The organism is uncultured Henriciella sp. (genome assembly GCF_964005855.1).
In the GTDB taxonomy this organism is placed as follows: Bacteria; Pseudomonadota; Alphaproteobacteria; order Caulobacterales; family Hyphomonadaceae; genus Henriciella.
Genome location: NZ_CAXFSW010000021.1, coordinates 17,048 through 36,562 on the forward strand (window position 1 = coordinate 17,048; position 19,515 = coordinate 36,562).

At 62.1% G+C, this 19,515-nt stretch carries 14 protein-coding genes; 8 read left to right on the forward strand and 6 right to left on the reverse strand.

Annotation, left to right across the window (positions count from 1 at the left end):
- The first annotated feature begins 126 nt into the window (after window positions 1-126).
- Entirely contained in the window at window positions 127-1,770 is a 1,644-nt protein-coding gene (locus ABNU55_RS14180; RefSeq protein WP_290750875.1) for a choline dehydrogenase, read from the forward strand.
- Window positions 1,771-1,778: 8 nt separating this feature from the next.
- Here the strand turns inward: ABNU55_RS14180 and ABNU55_RS14185 are convergent, their stop codons facing one another.
- The 4 genes from ABNU55_RS14185 to ABNU55_RS14200 form a co-directional block, all read right to left on the reverse strand.
- Window positions 1,779-2,315, reverse strand: a complete 537-nt coding sequence (locus ABNU55_RS14185; protein ID WP_290750872.1) for a DUF4339 domain-containing protein — start codon at window positions 2,313-2,315, stop codon at window positions 1,779-1,781.
- A gap of 128 nt (window positions 2,316-2,443) precedes the next feature.
- Entirely contained in the window at window positions 2,444-5,566 is a 3,123-nt protein-coding gene (locus ABNU55_RS14190) for an efflux RND transporter permease subunit (RefSeq protein WP_290750869.1), read from the reverse strand.
- A gap of 15 nt (window positions 5,567-5,581) precedes the next feature.
- On the reverse strand, window positions 5,582-6,763 hold the full coding sequence (locus tag ABNU55_RS14195) for an efflux RND transporter periplasmic adaptor subunit (protein ID WP_290750868.1): 1,182 nt from the start codon (window positions 6,761-6,763) through the stop codon (window positions 5,582-5,584).
- Window positions 6,760-7,425 carry a TetR/AcrR family transcriptional regulator gene (locus ABNU55_RS14200; protein WP_290750866.1) on the reverse strand — a complete coding sequence of 222 codons (666 nt, stop codon included), beginning with the start codon at window positions 7,423-7,425 and terminating at the stop codon, window positions 6,760-6,762. The genes ABNU55_RS14195 and ABNU55_RS14200 overlap by 4 nt, the downstream gene beginning before the upstream one ends.
- Before the next feature lie 170 nt (window positions 7,426-7,595).
- Here ABNU55_RS14200 and ABNU55_RS14205 point away from each other — a divergent pair, with 170 nt between their 5' ends.
- The 3 genes from ABNU55_RS14205 to ABNU55_RS14215 all read left to right on the forward strand — a co-directional run bounded on the left by ABNU55_RS14205 (window position 7,596) and on the right by ABNU55_RS14215 (window position 12,051).
- Complete coding sequence (locus ABNU55_RS14205; RefSeq protein ID WP_290750863.1) at window positions 7,596-8,225, forward strand: nitroreductase; 630 nt, start codon at window positions 7,596-7,598, stop codon at window positions 8,223-8,225.
- Window positions 8,226-8,306: 81 nt separating this feature from the next.
- Window positions 8,307-9,959 (forward strand): acyl-CoA dehydrogenase family protein, encoded by a 1,653-nt coding sequence (locus tag ABNU55_RS14210; protein WP_290750861.1) that lies wholly within the window; start codon window positions 8,307-8,309, stop codon window positions 9,957-9,959.
- Window positions 9,960-10,038: 79 nt separating this feature from the next.
- Window positions 10,039-12,051 (forward strand): hypothetical protein, encoded by a 2,013-nt coding sequence (locus tag ABNU55_RS14215; RefSeq protein WP_290750858.1) that lies wholly within the window; start codon window positions 10,039-10,041, stop codon window positions 12,049-12,051.
- 22 nt (window positions 12,052-12,073) lie between these two features.
- On the opposite strand, the gene ABNU55_RS14220 is transcribed toward ABNU55_RS14215, so the two are convergent.
- Window positions 12,074-13,600, reverse strand: a complete 1,527-nt coding sequence (locus tag ABNU55_RS14220; protein WP_290750856.1) for an AMP-binding protein — start codon at window positions 13,598-13,600, stop codon at window positions 12,074-12,076.
- A gap of 106 nt (window positions 13,601-13,706) precedes the next feature.
- Between ABNU55_RS14220 and ABNU55_RS14225 the strand changes: the two genes are divergently transcribed.
- Window positions 13,707-14,918 carry an MFS transporter gene (locus tag ABNU55_RS14225; RefSeq protein ID WP_290750853.1) on the forward strand — a complete coding sequence of 404 codons (1,212 nt, stop codon included), beginning with the start codon at window positions 13,707-13,709 and terminating at the stop codon, window positions 14,916-14,918.
- Here ABNU55_RS14225 and ABNU55_RS14230 read toward each other — a convergent pair.
- Window positions 14,915-16,681: an acyl-CoA dehydrogenase gene (locus tag ABNU55_RS14230; RefSeq protein ID WP_290750850.1), complete on the reverse strand. Its 1,767-nt coding sequence runs from the start codon at window positions 16,679-16,681 to the stop codon at window positions 14,915-14,917. The genes ABNU55_RS14225 and ABNU55_RS14230 overlap by 4 nt on opposite strands.
- Before the next feature lie 121 nt (window positions 16,682-16,802).
- Here ABNU55_RS14230 and ABNU55_RS14235 point away from each other — a divergent pair, with 121 nt between their 5' ends.
- From ABNU55_RS14235 to ABNU55_RS14245, 3 genes are read left to right on the forward strand one after another with little or no spacing between them, the layout of a single operon-like run.
- A complete protein-coding gene (locus tag ABNU55_RS14235) occupies window positions 16,803-17,444 on the forward strand; it encodes a YceI family protein (protein WP_290750848.1) in 642 nt (213 codons plus the stop codon).
- A gap of 29 nt (window positions 17,445-17,473) precedes the next feature.
- Window positions 17,474-18,238: a YceI family protein gene (locus tag ABNU55_RS14240; RefSeq protein WP_290750845.1), complete on the forward strand. Its 765-nt coding sequence runs from the start codon at window positions 17,474-17,476 to the stop codon at window positions 18,236-18,238.
- Window positions 18,239-18,243: 5 nt separating this feature from the next.
- Complete coding sequence (locus ABNU55_RS14245) at window positions 18,244-19,446, forward strand: cytochrome b/b6 domain-containing protein (protein ID WP_348764496.1); 1,203 nt, start codon at window positions 18,244-18,246, stop codon at window positions 19,444-19,446.
- The last annotated feature ends 69 nt before the right edge of the window (window positions 19,447-19,515 follow it).

The following is a 19,515-nucleotide window of genomic DNA, read 5'->3' on the forward strand; positions in this document are numbered from 1 at the left end:
CTGTCAAACAGATGGACAAATCAATCTTAACGCTACCGCGGGTCTCTTCATAAAAGGTTGATACGGTCGGAGAAGTTGACACGATCGTCACCAAAGAGGAAACGAGCCCCCAAGGGAGGAATAAATATGCCAGATACTGGAAGATATGACTATGTGATCGTTGGGGCTGGCAGCGCAGGCTGCGTGCTCGCCAACCGCCTCAGCGCCGATCCGGACGTAAAGGTCTGCCTCATCGAGGCAGGCGGTAAGGACAAGAGCCTCATGATCCGGATGCCCGCGGGCGTCGGCGGTCTGATCAAGGATGCCGGGCCTCATAATTGGGGCTTCTACACCGAACCGCAGAAACATATGAACAAGCGTCAGCTCTGGTGGCCCCGTGGGAAGGGCTGGGGCGGCTCCTCCTCCATCAATGGCATGATCTATATTCGCGGCCACGCGCGCGATTATGACCAGTGGCGCCAGTCCGGGCTGACCGGATGGGGCTATGCCGATGTCCTGCCCTATTTCTGCCGCTCTGAAGGCTATCGCGGCGAGGCGGACATGCATCATGGCAGCGACGGCCCGCTCGTCGTTGAAGACAGCCCGCTCGATTCCATTGCCTATGACAGCTTCATCAAGTCCGGCCAGCAGGCAGGCTTTCCCTATACACCTGACTTTAATGGCGCCGAGCAGGAAGGCGTCGGGCCCTATCAGCGCACGATCAATGACGGCGAACGCTGGAGCACGGCGCGCGCCTATCTCCACCCTGTCCTCAAGGAACGCCCCAACCTCACAGTCATGTCCACGGCTCTCGTCTCGCGTATCCGGTTTGAGGGCAAGCGCGCGATCGGCGTCGAAACCCTCGCCAAGCCGGGCGCGCAGGCCGAGTTCATTCGGGCCGAGCGCGAGGTTCTGGTCTGCGCGGGCGCTGTCCAGTCGCCCCAGATTCTGAAGCTTTCCGGCGTCGGCCCGGCCGGGGAACTGGGCAAGCACGGGATTGATGTGGTGGCGGACATCGCACAGGTCGGCGAAAACCTGCAGGACCATCTGGACGTCACGGTCATTCACAAGATGACCCAGAAGCTCTCGGCCTATTCGCGCCAGGCAGGTCTGAAGAAGATCGCCGTGGGGCTGAACTACCTCCTGCGCAAACAGGGCGCAGGCCGCGACAACTTCCTGCAGGCCGGTGCCTTCCTGAAGTCACGCGAGGGCCTCGACCGGCCTGATCTGCAACTTCACTATGTGAACGCGATCATGATGGATCACGCCCGCACCGAGGTGAAGGCGGACGGTTTTACAATTCACGCCTGCCAGCTTCGGCCAGAGAGCCGCGGGAATGTTACCCTCGCCAGCGCTGACCCGTTCGAACACGCCCGTATCGACCCGAACTATCTCGCGACCGAAGAAGACCGCCGCGCCATGCGCGAGGGCGTCAAAATCTGCCGCGATATCGCCGGCCAGGAGGCTTTCAGCGCCATCCGGGGCGAAGAAATCATGCCGGGTGAGAGCGTGAAGACCGATGCAGAGATCGACGCCTTCATCCGCCAGTATGGGGAGACGATCTATCATCCGGTCGGCACAGTCCGCATGGGCGCTGATGACGCCGCACCCCTGGACCCGAACCTTCGGGTACGCGGTCTGGAAGGCCTTCGTGTTGTCGATGCCTCGGTCATGCCAACCCTGATCGGTGGCAATACCAACGCGCCGACCATCATGATCGCCGAGAAAGCGGCGGACCTTATCCGCGGTGTTGCGGCGCCAGCGCCGGCAGAGGTGCCTGAGCCGGCCTGACAGACCGGCTAGTCGAGCTCTGCGTCCCAGACCCGGCGTATATGCACATCGGCTTCTGGCCCCAGATTGAACCAGGCCAGCCGCCCGGTGGAGGCGTTTGCAATCATGACCTGATCGGCAGACGTCACCGTCTGGCGGAGCCGCTCTCGCAACTTGGCCTGCTTCACGCTGGAGCGCAGCGCCCAGACACCGGGCATAATTTCAGCGAACTTACCCAACCGGTTGATCGCGCTGATCAGCTGCATCTCACCCGTACCGGTAAGCTTGGCGATGATGAGATAGTTCGAGGGTTCGCCGGAGGGCTCTGCCTCGGTGGAGCTGAGATGCATATCCTTTAGCGCGGGGATCAGCGGCCGGTGCTGCTCGGCCGGCAGGAAAGCCCCGCCATCGCCTTCTGCCACCTGCGTGCCGGGGCCAATCCGCCGTTCGCCGATAAAGCCCTGCATCTGGCCAAGCGTATACGGGCCGTACACGGTCCCGTTCACAAGAACGTGCCACTCCGGCGGGTCGACCTCGGACAGATCAAGGGCCGTCTCTGACGACATGTGCTGGATATACCTCTTGCTTGCTCACAACATACCAACTGGGGCGCGCGACTATAGCATCAAAGGTAAGCGCTGCGTTACAGAGGCGCCATCAGTTTCGGGTTTTGGCTGCCAGACGCCGCCGCAAATCAAGAGAGCTGCCGGGCCGGACCCGACGGACCGCCCCGCAGTCTGCTGACCAGCCGGCGGCCGGGTTTCATCGTCATCAGGCGGTAGACCGCCGGCGTAAAGTAGAGCGCGAGAAGCGCCGAACCTGCGACACCGCCCGCAATCGCAGTCGCCAGCGGCAGCCAGAACACATCCCCTGTCAGGATGATCGGCACGAAGCCGCCCATCGTGGTCAGCGTGGTTGCCACGATATGCCGGGTCGCATCGACGACAATCTCACGCTGGGCCAGCACATCGTCTGCGCGGGCAGCTGCGCTCCCCTGCAACAGGGAGAGGACAACGATAGAGCTGTTGATCGAGATGCCGAGCAAGCCCAGCGAGCCCACAATCGCATTGAAGCCAAGCGGCAGGTTGAACATCCACACCCCTCCGAAGGCGAGCCCCACCGACAGGAACCCCGTGAGCAGGATCAGCATGGAGAGACGGAACGAGTTGAAGACCAGCGTCACAGCACCCGCCATGATGATGATGAGCGGGACCGCCAGCGACATGAGGTTTGTCATCGCCTCGCTGCGTGTTTCCGCTTCACCGCCAAGCAGGATGTCATAGCCGGGCGGCGTCTCGAAACCGGACTCATCCAGAGCTCCCTGAAAACTCTCAAGGATGGGCGAGGGCAGCGAAAAGGGCTCGGTAAAGCCGAAGATCTGGTTCACCCGCCGCCCGTCGAACCGCGTGATAACGGCGGTCTGCGGGTCTAGCGTCATCTCTCCCAGTGTGGCGAGCGGCGTCCCGGCCCCCATGGGCCCAGCCCCGATCGTCATGGCGCGAAGGTCTGAAAGCTGTGACCGGCGCGCATCGGGCGCAATCACGCGGACAGGAATTTCCTCAATGCCTTCAAGAATGGAGCCTGCCGGAACGCCTTCCAGCTCTGCGCGAACATCGCTTGCAAGACCTGCCAACCGCGCGCCGGACATGGCGGTCGCGGCCTCATCGGCCCGGATGGTCACAGTAGGCGCGCCCATCTGCAGGCTCGCCTGCGTATAGGTCACCCCCGGCGTCGCGGCCAGAATCCGCCGCGTCTCATTGCCCAGCCGGTTCAGTGTCTCGAGATTGTCGCCGCGAATATAGAACTCGATGGGCGCGGGCACGGGCGGACCCTGCTCAAAAGGCAGTGCAAGAAATTGCGCCCCGGGGAACTCCAGCCGCAATTCATCCTGAATCTGACGCACCATCCTGCGCGTGGAGAGGTTATCGGTAAGCTGGACCCATCCGGCAGCAAAGCCCGGCACGCCCTGGGTGTTGTTGAAGGCGTTGTAATAGACGCGGGGCGCCGACTCCCCCAGCGTGAAATTGACCAGTTCGACATGGTCATATCCACGCAGCAGCTCCGTCGCCTTCATCGCCGCACGTTCGGCCTCGAATATCGTTGCCGTTGGCGGCAGGCTGATCTCCACCTGAAACTGGTCACGCTCTGTCTGCGGAAAGAACTGAAGCGGAAGACTTCCACCAAGCGCAAAGCCGATCAGCGCCGGGACAAGGCCGATGGCGAGGCCAAGCGGCGGAAATTTCAGCACCGCCCCAACTGTCCAGCGATACCCGTCCGTGACCGCGTCGATGGAGATCCCGTCGCGCAGCCAGTTCTTGCGCTCGCCCGGCTGGCGCTCCCGGTCGAACCGTCCTGCCAGAAAGGGAATGATGGTCATCGACAAGACGAAAGACGCGATGACAGAGAAGATCACCGACACGCCGAGCATGCCGATAAACTCCCCCGCCGCCCCTGGCATCAGGGCAATCGGGGCAAAGGCCAGCGCCGTCGTCAGCGTTGAGGCAAAAAGCGGCCCGAACAGTTTCGACAGCGCGATATCGATAGACTCGACAACGCCATGGCCGCGCGCGCGCTCCTGATCGTATTCGTCATAGACGACGATGGCATTGTCGATCAGCAGGCCGAGCGAAATGACAAGCCCCGTCACCGACATCTGGTGCAACGGATAGCCGAACAGGTTGAACAGGATAAGCACCAGCGCGATCGTCAGCGGCAGGGCCGCGCCGACGACAAAGGCCGCGCGCCAGCCCATCACGACAAATAGCGCCAGAAAGACAATCACCGATGAGAAGGCGAGGTTCTGGGCAAGCCCGTTCAACCGGGCGCCCGTATACTCGCTCTGGTCGAACACGAGCTGCACGTCGATGGCCGCAGGCGAGGCGGTATCGAATTCGGAAACCAGCGCGCGGGCGCGCTCTGCCCACTGGTCGACGCGCTGGTTCGGCTGAATGAAAGCGCCGACAACCACCGACCGGCGCCCATTGGTGAAGTTCATCACAGTGGCCGGGTCTTCGATCCCCTTACGCACCTCTGCAATGTCACCGACACGCAGCGCGCTGCCATCGCCCCGCTGGATCAGCGGCACGGCGCGGATACGGGCGATGCCATCGAAAGCACCGCCAATCTCGATACCGACATCGGCCCGCTCGCCGCGCACCTGCCCTGCCGGCGCCTTGGCATCCGAAGCCGCCACAAGCCGGGCGGCATCATTCATGCTGAGGCCGGCCGCAGACAAGGCTTCGGGATCGACCACCACCCGCACTTCCTCGCGCGGCAAGCCGTAAATCTCTGTTTCTTCGGTGCCGGGCAGGTTCTGGAACCGGTCCGAGAGGTTGCGCGCCAGACGGGACATCACGGCGAGTTCAGGCTCTCCATCGCCCGTCCAGACCAGTGAGACCAGCATGGTCGAGGCGCCGACATATTGCCGCTCAATGCGCGGGAAACTCGTGCCCTGCGGCAGGTTCGCCCGCGCTCCGTCGACCTTGCCGCGCACCAGCGTCCAGGCATCCTCGACTTCCGACTCACTCAGGCTCTCATCCATCGAGATGTTGATCTGAGAGACATTCTGGCGGGAGGTGGACCGCACCTCGTCCACCTCGGGCAGCTCCCGGATCGCGCTCTCGATGGGGTCGGTGACTGTTGCTTCGATCCGCTCGGCGTCGGCCCCCGGCAGCGTCGTCAGGACATAGCCGAAGCGCTCCACCAGCGTCGGATCCTCCTGACGCCCAAGTGTCAGGAGCGAGCCAATCGCCCCGGCCAGAATGACCAGTATGGCGAGGATACTGAGGCGCGGAAGGCGATAGAAAAGCGTGCGCATGGCGGCCCCGTCCCTCTAGCCTTCACTCGTTTGACCAGAGGCCAGCGGCACAAGCCGCGGCGAGACAGGCTGGCCGGGCGCGACACGCTGGAGTCCATCCACGATGATCCGGTCCCCGTCGGAGACAGCCCCCCGCACAAAGGCGCGCTCGCCTTCACTCTGCACCACTTCGACAAGGCCCGGACGCGCAACCCAGCCATCACCCTCCGGCGTCGCAATATAGAGAGACCAGAGCCCACGCTGGCCCTCAGCCAGTGCCGAAACCGGCAGCCACAGCCCGTTTTCCTCGACATCGCGCGAGATGGAGAGCCGCACGACGGCACCGGGTGAGACTGCTTCGCTGTCCATGATGTCAAACACCGTCGTGACACTGCGCTGACCCGCCTCGATGACGCCGGTCACCGATCTCAGACGCCCATCCACCGGCCCGCGGTCGGTGCTCAATGAATAGATCTGTCCGGACTCCAGCGCCGAAGCGAGCAAAGCCGGCAAGCCGATCCGCGCCTCAAGTGCACCGGTCTCTACAAGGGAAAAAACCGGCGTACCCTGCGGGGCAATCGCGCCTTCATCGAAATTGCGCGCGGTAATCATCCCCGGATAAGGCGCCGTGATACTGGCAAGGTCGATCTGGACGCGCAGCGTGTCGGCGCGCGCTTTGGCTGCCTCGATCCGCGCCTCCGCCGTGGCCGCCTGCGCCATCGCCTCATCGACGCGCTGCTGCGAAACATGGCCCCGCTCCAGCAGCGTCTCCTGACGCTCCACCGTATTCATGGCGAGAGCATGTGAGGCACGCGCCTCATTCACCTGCGCCTCTGCCGAGACCAGCTGCGAGCGCAGCGCCCGTGTATCCAGCACACCGAGGATCTGCCCGTCGGTCACGCGGTCGCCCACATCGACATTCAGCGCCGCGATCCGGCCGCCATCGGAAAAGCCCAGCTCACTCGAGCGGCGCGGCTGCACGATACCTGTAAATTTCTCGTCCAGCGCAAGCGAGGACTGGATATCGGCGACCATGACGTCAACGCTGAGCGGCGTCGGGTCCTCGGAGACCACAAGCGGGCCCTCACTGGAGCGCTGGCTCAGCACAAAGATGGCAAGCAGAACCACGCCGACTGCAACGACGGCGAGAAACAGGAGACCTTTCATGAAGGTCGGCCGCACGGCGCGCCGGGGCTCGTCTTGGGCATGCTGGGTCATGAAGCGCCTCCCGCGCCTGTCTCAAGGCTGCGGACAATAAGGTCCGCATGAAAGTCTATGAACTCGGCCTGGCCCATCTCCGCAGGCTGTGCCGCCATGCGGGGGAAGTCCGGAACATGTGCAATCATCATCGCAAGTCCATGGATCGAGGCCCATACAGACTTCGCGGTCCCGACGGGACTTAGATCCGCGCGAAAGTGACCGCCCGCAATACCCTCTTCCATCATGTCGGTCAGGATGGAAAAAGCCCGCCCCTTATTGCTCTGCTCAAACTCGCAGGCCTCTTCCTCGCAGGACTTGTCCCGCTCGGTTATGCCCGAGAAGGCGGCGACATAATGGTGCGGCTTCTCGATGGCGATGCGGATATAACCGGACATGCAGCGCCTGGCCCGTTTTTCGAACGGCTCACTGCGGTCCGCGATCTCGTGCACGACGGCAAGAAGCCTTCCGAAAAAGGACTCTTTCAGCTCATCGACAAGGTCATCCTTGGAGCTGAAATATTTGTAGATCGCCGCGGGGGAGTAATCGATCTCATCGGCAATACGCCGGATGGAGAGGCCCGCTTCGCCTTCTTGTGCAAAGACCCGTTCTGCCGCATCCAGAATGGCTTCCCTGACCCGCAGGCGGCGGCGTTCTGCCGGTGACACTTCGCTTTCCTGCATGTCCTCATCCCCGCCTGAGAGGTGTTCATGATAATCAAAAAGGATAATTTAGCAATAGACGTTCATTTTGTGAACGCCGTTTACTTCCCGCCGGAAAAACGTCTCTGGAGACTTTAAAAAGTCGCCCGCTTCCCGGTTTCAATCAGGCGCGCTCATACTATCTCTCCCGCATGACGAAACTCTTCCCAGACGCCCCGTCCGTCGGCACCGCCATGAAGGCCACGCAGGAAAGCGAGGCGGCGCGCACCTTCCTCGCGCTTCGAAGGTCGGCCAACAAGGCCTCTATCGGGGGCCCGGCTCCAGACCCGGACACGCTGGACGCCATTCTTGCCGCGGCCACACGCGTGCCGGATCATCGCAGGCTATCGCCCTGGCGCTTCATCGTGCTGGAAGGCGATGCGCGAAAGACTTTCGGCGAGAAGGCGGCTGAGGTTCACCGGCAGGAAAACAGCTTTGCCAGCGACGAGGATCTTGAGGCCACGCGCGCCCTGCCCATGCGCGCGCCCTGCGTGGTCGTCCTGATCTCAAGTCCCAAGGATGACAACAAGACCCCCGTCTGGGAACAGGAGCTTTCCGCCGGCGCGCTCGGCCACAACCTGCTTCTCGCGGCCAATGCCGCAGGCTTTGCCGGCTGCTGGCTGACCGAATGGATCAGCTTCTCCAGCGGCATCAATCAGGTCCTCGGTCTTGAAAAAGGCGAGCGGATCGCGGGCTATTTCTATCTCGGGACCGCGACTGCCGACCCGCAGGAACGCGCTCGCCCGGATCCACAAAGCCTCATCTCCCGCTGGACAGGCTGACCCACTCACGCGGCGCCCTGTCCAATAAGGCCTGCACGGTCTAGAAAGCCTGTTCGAGAGAGCTTCAGGAGGTGATCCCGCATGTCCACGCGCGCCCCGCTAACCGACCTTGCCACCCACAGCGTCACGAACCAGCCCCGGCCGCTTGAGGACGTCAATGTTTTCAAGGCCGACAAGCCGCTCCAGTCGGCCGTCTCAGCCTTTGGCGGAGAGCGGCACAAATCCCGCCTCACCGAATTTGGCGAGAAATGCGGCGCGGCCGAGACCCTCAACTGGGCGCGTCAGGCGAATGAGAATCCGCCAAAGCTCAGATCCTTCGACCGCTACGGCCAGCGCCTCGATGAGGTGGAGTTTCACCCCGCCTATCATCAGCTTATGGCGCTCGGTCTTGATAGCGGCATTTCCGGCGCGCCCTGGGTCGAACCCTCCGGTCATGTCCTGCACGGCGCCATGATGATGCTGATGATGCAGGCGGACGCCGGTGTCACCTGCCCCATGTCCATGACCTATGCCTGTGTCGCGGCGCTCAAGACAGACCCGGCGCTTGCAGACACCTGGACACCGCGCGTCACCGCGCAGAGCTATGACCCCCGTTTCATCCCCGCAGCCGAAAAGACCGGTGTCACGATTGGCATGGCGATGACGGAGAAGCAGGGCGGATCAGACGTGCGCGCAAATACGACACGCGCTGAACCGGCCAGCGATGGCGGCTATCTGCTGACGGGCCATAAATGGTTCTGCTCGGCGCCCATGTCCGATGCCTTCCTGACCCTTGCCTATGCAGAAGGCGGGATGACCTGTTTCCTCGTCCCCCGCTGGCGCCCGGACGGCACGCGCAATGCTATTCATATCATGCGCCTCAAGGACAAGATGGGCGACAAGTCCAATGCCTCCTCAGAGATCGAGTATCACGGCGCATGGGCGCAGAGGCTCGGCGAGGAAGGCCGCGGCGTGCGCACCATTATCGATATGGTCCAGCACACCCGCTATGACTGCACACTGGGCTCTGCCGGCGGCATGCGCGCCGCCCTCGCGCAGGCGCTCTGGCATACCTCCCAGCGCCGCGCCTTTCAGAAGACTCTGATCGATCAGCCGGCCATGCGCGCCGTGCTGACCGACCTTGCCATCGAAAGCGAAGCGGCCACCGCCATTGCCCTGCGCATCGGCGCGAGCCTCGACCGCGCAAAAGATGACCCGGACGAGGCGGCCTTCATGCGCCTTGCCACGCCGCTCGCGAAATACTGGGTCTGCAAGCGTCAGCCGGGCTTCGTCTATGAGGCGCTCGAATGTCATGGCGGGGCGGGCTATGTCGAGGAAGGGCCGATGCCGCGCCTCTTCCGGCAATCTCCCCTTAACGCCATCTGGGAGGGCTCGGGCAATGTCATCGCGCTCGACATTTTGCGCGCCCTCTCGCGGGAGCCTGACAGCCTCAAGGCCGTCCAGAAAGAGCTGCAATCGGCGATGGGCCGCAACGGCGCTTATGACCGCCACTGCGAGAAGCTTCAGGACTTCCTGCAGCCCGGCGCCCTGCATGAAGGCAGCGCGCGCGCCTTTGCACAGGAAATGGCCCTCGCGCTTCAGGCCGCCGCCCTCTTCCAGTGCGCGCCGGACTATGTCTTCCACGGTTTCTGCCGCCAGAGGCTGGCCGATGACCGGCGCGGCTTCGTCTATGGCGATGTCGCCAGTGAGGTCGACCAGGCCGCCATCATCGCCCGCGCCATGCCTGAGGGTTAGCCCAGAGCGGCCCTCTGTCTGAACTGGACAGCTCTCCGAACCAGGCCTTAATCTGCGTCCAGAATGAGGGGACGCAAAAATGTATCGTTTTATTATCGTGGCCTTGCTGCTGACAGCTCAGGCGTTTCACGCCCATGCCTGGAAGAACTATAGCACCACGGACAGGTTCGACACCGAATGCCGAACGCCAAACAATGGCGCCGGCTGCATTATCGAAGCCGATCAGGTTTACGTGCGCCCATCAGTCGAGGGTGCGGCGCCAAAGCGGCTGTCGCTGGTCAAGCGTTTCAGCTTCGAGAAAGAAGAGCTGATCCCGATCCTCGAAAAACATGGCACGACCGCGGAGGCCTATGAGAAATACGCCCAGGACAATCTCGGTTTCGGCAAGAACAACTGGCTCTCCTACATCTCCAAGCAGACCGTCCTGACAGGCATTGCGGACGACCAGGGAAACATCCTCCTGCCCGCCGAATATCGCTGGGCCTATGCCGTCTCCGACAAGCTTGCCTATGTGCAACGCGTCGATCTGCAGTTTGGGTACGTTACGCTGGACGGCACGGAAACCTTCACCCCGACCTCATTCTACTGGTCGCATATCAATCAACATTTCGGGAAGACGCCAGATCAGCCCGCCGTCGTCCGGTTTGAAGGCCCGACAGATTCAGACGGTCTGAAATCCTTCTTCTTTCCAGGCCCGACGGGCGAGTTCGACCTGACCCTCGACCGCGTCGTGGAACGGCGCGAGCCGGACAAGGGCAACGACTTTTACGTCTTCAACAACAATCTCTACGCTTTTCCCGTCCGCGCCGAGGATGGCAGCGAATTCTCTGTCTATGTCGACCCGTTCAAGCTGGAGATCGACCATCTCGGCCCGCAGCTCACAATCATGGCGATTGGCCATCCGCTCGACAACAAGCCCCCCAATCAATGGATCCGGCTGAGCCCCAAAAGCATGAACGAACTCAACACTCTCGCAACTGGGTCCGGCACCGACTTTGCAAATATGCCGCTGGAAAAGCGGGGGACGCTCGCCTCCGGCCACGGCCTCTTCAACGGCGACATCTATGTGCCGCTGAGCCTGGAGGATGGCACGCCGATCGAGATGAAAGATGGCGCCGTGGGCATGGTGCCGCTGTACGTAAATGACCACATGGATTTTGCGGTTAAAGGTGTCCGCGGATGGCTCGTTGTCTACGGCGAAGGGCCGGAGCGATATTACCGCTTCATTACCCATGTCGTCGGCGGGCCGGAGTTTAGGGAGCCATTATCCGGTAACTTGAACGAGCTGGCACCGATCAACGTCAATCTGTATGCGGTCAACGCGCTGAAACTGGCGGACGTCTGGGTCGGATCTATGGACGAGGACGTCTACCGCGACATGTTCAGGGACCAGAACCCTGACGACATTCCATCCATGCCGCTTCACGCCGCAGTACGCTTCTTTGAAGACCCGGAACTCGGCGCAGCGGGCGGCATTTCGGACTGGTACACGCTCGGAGCTGCCGGGGAAGACGCATATGTCCGCCAGACCGCGGAGCACCGAAATCCACAATTTTACAAATCATCTCCCGATGATCCTCAAACCCTCGTCACCGAAGAGATCATCAAACAGGCACGGGCCCTGTTCGAGGAAAAATACGACGCCCGCATGGGGCGCGAATATCCTGAAGCATGGGCAGCCGTCCGCGCCGAACGCCTTGCCACGAGCCAGCGCGAAAAGGCCGACGAGATCCTCGCCAATGGCTACGAAATCCAGTTCAATGACGTCTTCTACACGGTTGCACGCACGCAAGGTGGCAAATACCTTCAGGCCTACTGGAACAGGTACAAGCAGCTGCCGAACGAAGCCGATGCCAGCGACATCTGCAGCCGTTTTGGTAATAACAGCCGCGAGTGCGGGACGGTCTGGCGGTGGGCTCAGGCCCAATATGAAGGCCGCGCCCAGGCTGAGCGCGTTGCGGCCGAAGAATATGCTCGCAAGGCCTATCGCCACCCGATCTTCGACTGGAAGCCCGAATACCGCCCGCCGATGAACTATCAGGGCCGTTGCTATAATCAGGGCGACGGTACGGAGAAGTGCTTCTACGACTAGCTCAATGAAACGGACCGGCGGGCTATGTCTGGCCCGCCGCGTTCAGCTGGTCGCGCACGGCCTTGCGGTTAATCTTGCCGACAGCCGTCTTCGGGATGGCCTCAACGAAGACGACGCGGCGCGGACGCTTGTAGGCGGCGACCTTTTCGCCGACATAAGCTGTCAGCATGTCGCTATCGACCTGCGCATCCGGCTTTAGCGCAACCACGGCGGTCACAGCTTCCACCCATTTATCATCCTTCACGCCCACGACCGCGCATTCGGCCACCGCCGGATGCGCCATCAGCACGTCCTCCACCTCACGCGGATAGACATTATAGCCGCCCGTAATGATCATGTCGGAGGTGCGGTCCATGAGGTGCAGAAGGCCGCGCTCATCGAACCGGCCGACATCGCGGGTGCGCATCCAGCCATCCTCGAGCATCATCTCGGCATTGAGTTCCGGCGCATTGTGATACCCGGCCATGCGGGAGGGGGCCCGCACGGCGATCTCTCCCATCTCGCCTTCGCCCACATCCTGCCCATCCTCATCGACAAGCCGGATATCGACATCGAGGGAGGGCCGGCCGCACGCGCCAAGCGCGTCGCCTTCATGATCCTCCGGGCGCAGGACCGCGACCGCCAGCGGGCATTCGGTCTGCCCGTAATACTGCCAGAAGCGATGCTGCCCCCAGCTCTCCATGGCCTGCTTGATCACCGGCCGAGGCATCGGGGAGGCGCCATAGATCACCTGCTTCAGGCGGGAGTTGGCGATGTCATCGAAACCCGGCTGACCGAGCAGCATCTGCAACATGGTCGGCACCAGATTGATCGCCGTTACATCATGGTCCCCGATTGCCTTCAGATAGGCCGCCGGCTCGAAATGGGGCATGATGAGCGTACGCGCATCGCGCAGCCAGAATGGCAGAACGAAAACACCGCTCGCATGGATCAGCGATGCGGCGTGCAGCATCGTGTCGCCCGGGGCCGGATTGATCAGGTTCACAAGGACATTCCGGCAGATTGCCGCATAAGAGGCCTGCGTGTGCTGGGCCGCCTTCAGCGTCCCCGTCGTGCCGGAGGTGAACAGCGTCAGGACGATATCGTCATCGGCCACAGCCACATCGGGCTCTGCATCACTCGCCTGCGCCGCCTCACCCAGCAGGCCAGCCCCCGGCGCGCCGAGCGGGAGGCAGACAAGGCCGGGCACCGCCTCTTTCAGCGCCTTTGCCTGCCCCTCAAGATCCGGCCCAAACACCAGTGTCTTGCAATCTGTATCCTGCAGCATGCGCGCATGTTCGGAGACAGACAGGCGCCCGTTCAAAGGCACACGGTTGAGGCCCGCCTTCGCACAGGCAAAATCAAGCGGCACGCTATAAAGGCTGTTGTTCACCAGCAGCCCCAGCCGGTCCCCGCGTTTCAGTCCTTTGTCCGCAAAGACATTTGCCAGCTGGTTCGTCACCCGGTGGGTCTCTGCAAAGCTCAGCGAGGCCCCCTCGAATAGGATCGCTGTGCGGTCAGGTGCGGTGCGTCCGCCGCGATTGATGAGCTCGACATAATTGGGCGACATGAATTCCTCCGGCATTGTCTTCTGGTTTTCCCGATCAGCTATCGCTTACCGGCCGCATTCGCAAACATGGCTTTCAATTGCCGGGCTCTGGGTGCAGGACTGGATCATGCTGACTTTTCTGCGCAACAATGCCCGCTGGATTGCCGGTGGCTTTCTGCTCACCTTCTTTTCTTCCTTCGGGCAGACCTTTTTCATCGGCCTGTCGGGTGAAGAACTGCGCGCGAAGTTCGATCTGACGGATGGTGAATTCGGCCTCACCTATATGGTCGCCACGCTGGCGAGCGCGGCAACCCTGCCCTTTATCGGCCGGACTCTGGACACGATGCCCGGCCGGCGCGTCGTCCTGTTCGTCATCCCCTGCCTGTCGGTGGCCTGCCTGCTCATTGCCTATGCACCGAATGTGGCTGTGATGGTGCTTGCCCTCTACCTGTTGCGCCTCTTCGGCCAGGGCATGATGACCCATACCGCGCTGACAGAGACGGGGCGCTGGTTCGCCGCAGGCCGCGGGCGGGCCACCTCCCTTGTCGTTCCGGGCCACCAGCTGGGCGAGGCGCTGCTGCCTGTCTCCTTTGCCCTCATCGCAGCGGCTGCCGGCTGGCAGGCGGCCTGGATCGTCGCCATCGCCGCCCTCCTGATCTTTGCCATGCCGGTCATCCAGCTCCTCTGGGCCGTGGAGCGTATCCCCGGCGAGAACACCATCGATGACGGCCCCGACGAGCGTACCGCCCGCAACTGGACCCGCCATGAGGTCATCCGCGATCCGCTCTTCTATGCGCTTCTCGCCTGCGTGCTGGCCCCGCCATTTATCGGGACTACCATCTTCTTTCATCAGGACTATCTGGTCGAATTGCGCGGCTATAGTGACCTCGCCTTCGCCGCTGCCTTCCCGATCAAGGCGGCAACCACTGTGGTCTTCTCGCTTGTCTGCGGCCAGCTCATCGACCGGTTCGGATCGTTCCGCCTCCTGCCCTTCTTCCTCCTGCCCCTGGGGGTCGCCAGCGCGACAGCCGCCCTGCTCACCCCGGTCTGGGGCGTCTATGTTTTCATGTTCCTGATCGGGATCAGCTATGGCTTCACCGCAACGCTGGTCGGCGCGCTATGGCCTGAAATCTATGGGGTCAAACATCTCGGCGCGATCCGTGCCGTCGTTGTGGCGGCGATGGTTTTCTCGACAGCACTGGGCCCGGGCCTTACTGGCGCGCTGATCGATACCGGGGTGGGCCTGCCGACGCAGCTTCTCTGGATGTCCGGCTGGTGCGTAGCCGCCTGTGTCATGCTCGGCTTCATCGCGCCAAGACTGGCAGCGCGAGCAGCCTAGGCCAGCCCGAACAGCGCTTCACTTTCAGCCAGGAAGCTGTCGCCCCCTCTGGTGATACCAGACACCCGGCCCGGTGCTTCTGCCAGGGAGGTTTCGGCAAAGAAGCCGGCCAGCGCGGTCATCCGGCCGCGCAGCGATGAATTATCTGCCCGCGCCGACAGCGCCCCCTTGGCCAGGAAATGCCCACCGATGACATCGCCGGCAAGCTCCAGATAGGCCGTGGCGCCTGCAAGCCCCTTCTCGCGGTCCTCTTTCATGGCCGTCTTCATCCAGCCGGTCGCTTCATCCAGCGCATCGGCCGCCGCCACCAGCCGGTCGGCAATCTGGACCAGCTGCGGGTCATTGGTCTCACGCGCGGCCCGCGCCGTCTCGCGCACTTCCTCAACCATGTCGCCCATGGCACGGCCCTCGGCCATGGCGAGCTTACGCCCGACTAGATCGATGGCCTGGATGCCGTTCGTGCCTTCATAGATCGGCGCGATCCGCGCATCACGGTAGAGTTGGGCGGCGAGCGTCTCGTTCATGAAGCCCATGCCGCCATGGATCTGCACACCGAGGCTCGCCATCTCCACACCCGCATCGGTGGACCAGGCCTTGGCAATCGGGGTCAGCAACTCCTCACGCAGGCGCGCCGCCTCACGCGTGGCCTCGTCCCCGGCTGAGTCCACAAGGTCGGCGGCCACACCGCAGGCATAACAGATCGCCCGCGCCGCCATCGTATTGGCGCGCATCGTGGTCAGCGTGCGGCGGATGTCGGCATGATGCAGGATCGGCGCCGGACCATCGACGCCCTCGACCCGGCCCTGTTTGCGTTCCTGCGCATAGGCATAGGCGGTCTGGTAGGCCGCTTCGGACACACCGACGCCCTCCAGACCGACATTGAGGCGCGCCGCGTTCATCATCGTGAACATGCAGGCGAGGCCCTTATTTTCCTCGCCGACAAGCCAGCCCGTCGCGTCTTCATATTCCATGACGCAGGTCGGGCTCGCATGGATGCCGATCTTCTTCTCAAGACCGATACATTTCACGCCGTTGCGCGCGCCCAGAGAGCCATCCTCATTGACCAGCACTTTCGGCACGACGAACAGCGATATGCCGCGAGAGCCTTCCGGCGCGTCCGGCAGACGGGCGAGGACAAGATGGATGATATTCTCCGTCATGTCATGGTCGCCCCAGGTGATGTAGATCTTCTGGCCGCTGATGGCGTAGGAGCCATCTTCCTGCGGGACCGCCTTGGTCTTCAGCGCACCGACATCCGACCCGGCCTGCGGCTCTGTCAGGTTCATCGTCCCGGTCCATTCGCCGGAGATGAGCTTGGGCAGGTATTTCTTCTGTTCGGCCTCTCCGCCATGCGCCAGCAGCGCCTCGATGGCGCCAGCGCTCAGCATCGGGCAGAGGCCGAAACTCATATTGGCCCCGTGCAGCATCTCCATGACGGCATTCGCCAGCGTACGCGGCAGGCCCTGCCCGCCCCATTCCTCGGGGGCGGCCAGTCCCATCCAGCCACCTTCGGCGAACTGGCGGTAGGCCTCGGCAAAACCATGCGGAGCCACCACTCCATCGCCGGTCAGCTGGGCGCCCTGCTCATCGCCGGTCTGGTTCAGCGGCGCCAGCACATCAGAGGCAAGCTTGCCCGCCTCTTCCAGGATCGGATCGATCAGCTCGTTGTCGAAATTCTCGAAATGGCCGCCCGCCAGGCGGTCGATTCCCGCAAGCTGCCTCAAGGCGAAAGCCATGTCCTCGACGGGTGCGCGATAACCCATATGATGCATCTCCCGGATAAGTACTATTCAGGGCCAAGTCTAAAGCTGGACTGGTCAAGCCGAATGGCTTGTATATCTAGAACACTCAAGCGTTTTTGACCATTTATGAGGAGATCCGTCCATGCGCCGTATCGTAACAACAGCAGTGCTCGCTGCCCTGGCCGCCGCGCCAGCGCTGGCCGAGCAGACACTGGAAGGCGTCGCCGATGCCACCTATCAGCTCGACCCGAACCATTCCTTCCTGACCTTCAACGTCACCCATAACGGCATCTCGACATATACGGTCTACTTCACCGATTTCGACGCGACGCTGGACTTCAACCCTGAAGACCCGACCGCCTCGACCCTCAACGTCACGATCAACCCGGCGGCGCTTGAGGCCAACTATCCTGCAGACTACAAGGCCGGCCACCCGGACAGCGAGTTCGAGAGCTGGAATGACGCGCTCTCAAATGACGACCGCTTCCTGCAGGCCGATGAGTATGGTGAGATCACCTTCACCTCGACCAGCGCCGAAATGACCGGCGACTATACCGGTACGGTCACAGGGGACCTGTCCTTCCGGGGCGAAACCCACCCCATCACGCTGGACGTGACCTATAATGGCGTCGGAAACGTTCCGTGGATGGGCGAACGGGACCTGCTCGGCTTTACCGCCAGCACCACGATCGACCGGACCGAGTTTGGCATGGACGCGCTGCCAGGCGTCATCTCCAACGATGTCGGAATCGAATTTTCCGGCGAATTCATTGAGAACGAATAGATCAACAGAACACCAAGGGCTGACCCAAGATGAAACTCACAACGACCTTTCTTGCCGCCTCGAGCCTTATGGTTCTGGCCGCATGCTCCGGCGCGGAAACCAGCGGCGATACGACGGCAGAGACCGGCACCACGGAAACCGCTGAGGCCGGCGCTGAAACAACACCGGAAACGGGCGCCGAAGGCCCGCTGGCCGACGTCGCAACCGCAACCTATTCGATTGAACCGACGCACGCCTTCCTGACGGCCACGGTCATGCACAATGGCCTGTCGGAATACACGCTCAGCTTCACGAGCTTCGATGGCACGCTTGATTTCAACGCCGAGGATCCTGCTGCCTCCAGCCTCGATTTCACCATCGACCCGGCCTCGGTCTGGGTGAATTATCCTGGCGACTACAAGGAAGGGCACCCGGATAGTCCGCACGCCAGCTGGCCTGAAGCGCTCGCCCAGGACGAAACCTTCATGAATGCGGGCACCTACCCTGAAATCACCTTTACCTCGACCGAAGTCACCCGCACGGGCGACATGACGGGAACGGTAACGGGCGACCTCACCTTCCTCGGTGAGACCCAGCCGGTCACGCTCGACGTCACCTATAATGGCGTTGCAAACGTGCCGTGGTTCGGGACCCGCGACATACTCGGCTTCGATGCCACGACGACGATCAACCGCTCGGAATTTGGTCAGGAGGCCCTTCAGGGCATGATCTCCGATGAAGTTGTGGTGGAGTTTTCAGGCGAGTTTCTGCAACAAGACGCCGCAGAGACAAGCACAGAAACAGACGGCAATTAGTCTTTATGACAAGAAGCCCGCGCTATTCAGCCGTTGCGATCGCCCTTCACTGGGCGATCGCTTTCGGCCTCCTGTTCATGATCTGGCTTGGCTGGAACATGGACGGCAAGGAATCCTGGTTCCAGTTCCATAAATCGGTCGGCATCACCATCCTGATCCTGACCGTTGCGCGGATTGTCTGGCGGCTGATGAACCCGCCGCCCCCGGCTCCCACAGACCTGAAGCCATGGGAAAACAAGGCCAGCCACGCCGTCCATATCGGCTTCTACGCCCTGATGGTCATCATGCCGCTGACTGGCTGGCTGACGGTCTCGATCTCCTATGACTTCGATATCCCGACAGTCATTTTCGGCCTGGTGAGCTGGCCGGACATCCCCGGCGTCGGCTTCCTCTCGAATGAGATCGGTTATGCGATCATCTCGAACATTCACTCAAAGCTCGCTTATGTTCTATTTGCCCTTCTTGCCTTGCACGTCGCCGGCGCGCTGAAACATGAGTTCGGTCCCGAAGAAGGCGTCCTCAAACGCATGCTGCCGGGCCTTTTCGGCAAGACTGGCAAGCCCGCCCTGCCCCCACATGGATTTCTGGTGGCCTTTGGCGCCGCCATCGCCGTCTTCGCCCTTATTGCCTTCGTTCCGAAGCTTTTCTCCGCGCCCGCCGGCCCGCAAGCCAATGGCGGCGGCGCCCCCGAGGCCAGCGACACCTCTCTCCAGCCGAACTGGGCAGTCGACTATGACCAGTCCTCCATCGTCTTCACCTTCACGCATGATGGCCAGACCTATGAGGGCAGCTTTGGCGACTGGAACGCCGACATAGAGTTTTATGAGGACGACCTCGCCGCCTCTGAGGTCCTGGTCACCGTCAATACAGGCTCGGCCGAGACCCCGAAGAAGCTCTACAATGACAGCCTGAAATCGGCCGAATGGTTCGGCGTGTCATCCTTCCCGGAAGCGACCGTCCATCTCTCCGGTTTCGAAAAAACGGCCGACGGCTACACGGCAGAGGCGACAGTGGCGATCAAGGAAAATGAGGTCACCGTCCCTTTCAACTTCACGCTTGATGAGGAAGGCGGCGCAACCGTGATGACGGGCAACACCTCGCTTGAACGCAAGCCGCTCGATCTTGGCCAGAAATCGGATGCGAGCGCAGCCTATGTGTCAGAGGCCGTCAACATCGATGTGCGCGTCACTGCCTCGCCTGACGGCTGATTGAGTGATAGGCGACTGAGCCATGACGGCCCCGGTGCTCAGACCTGACCCTGCCGCAATCAGACAGGC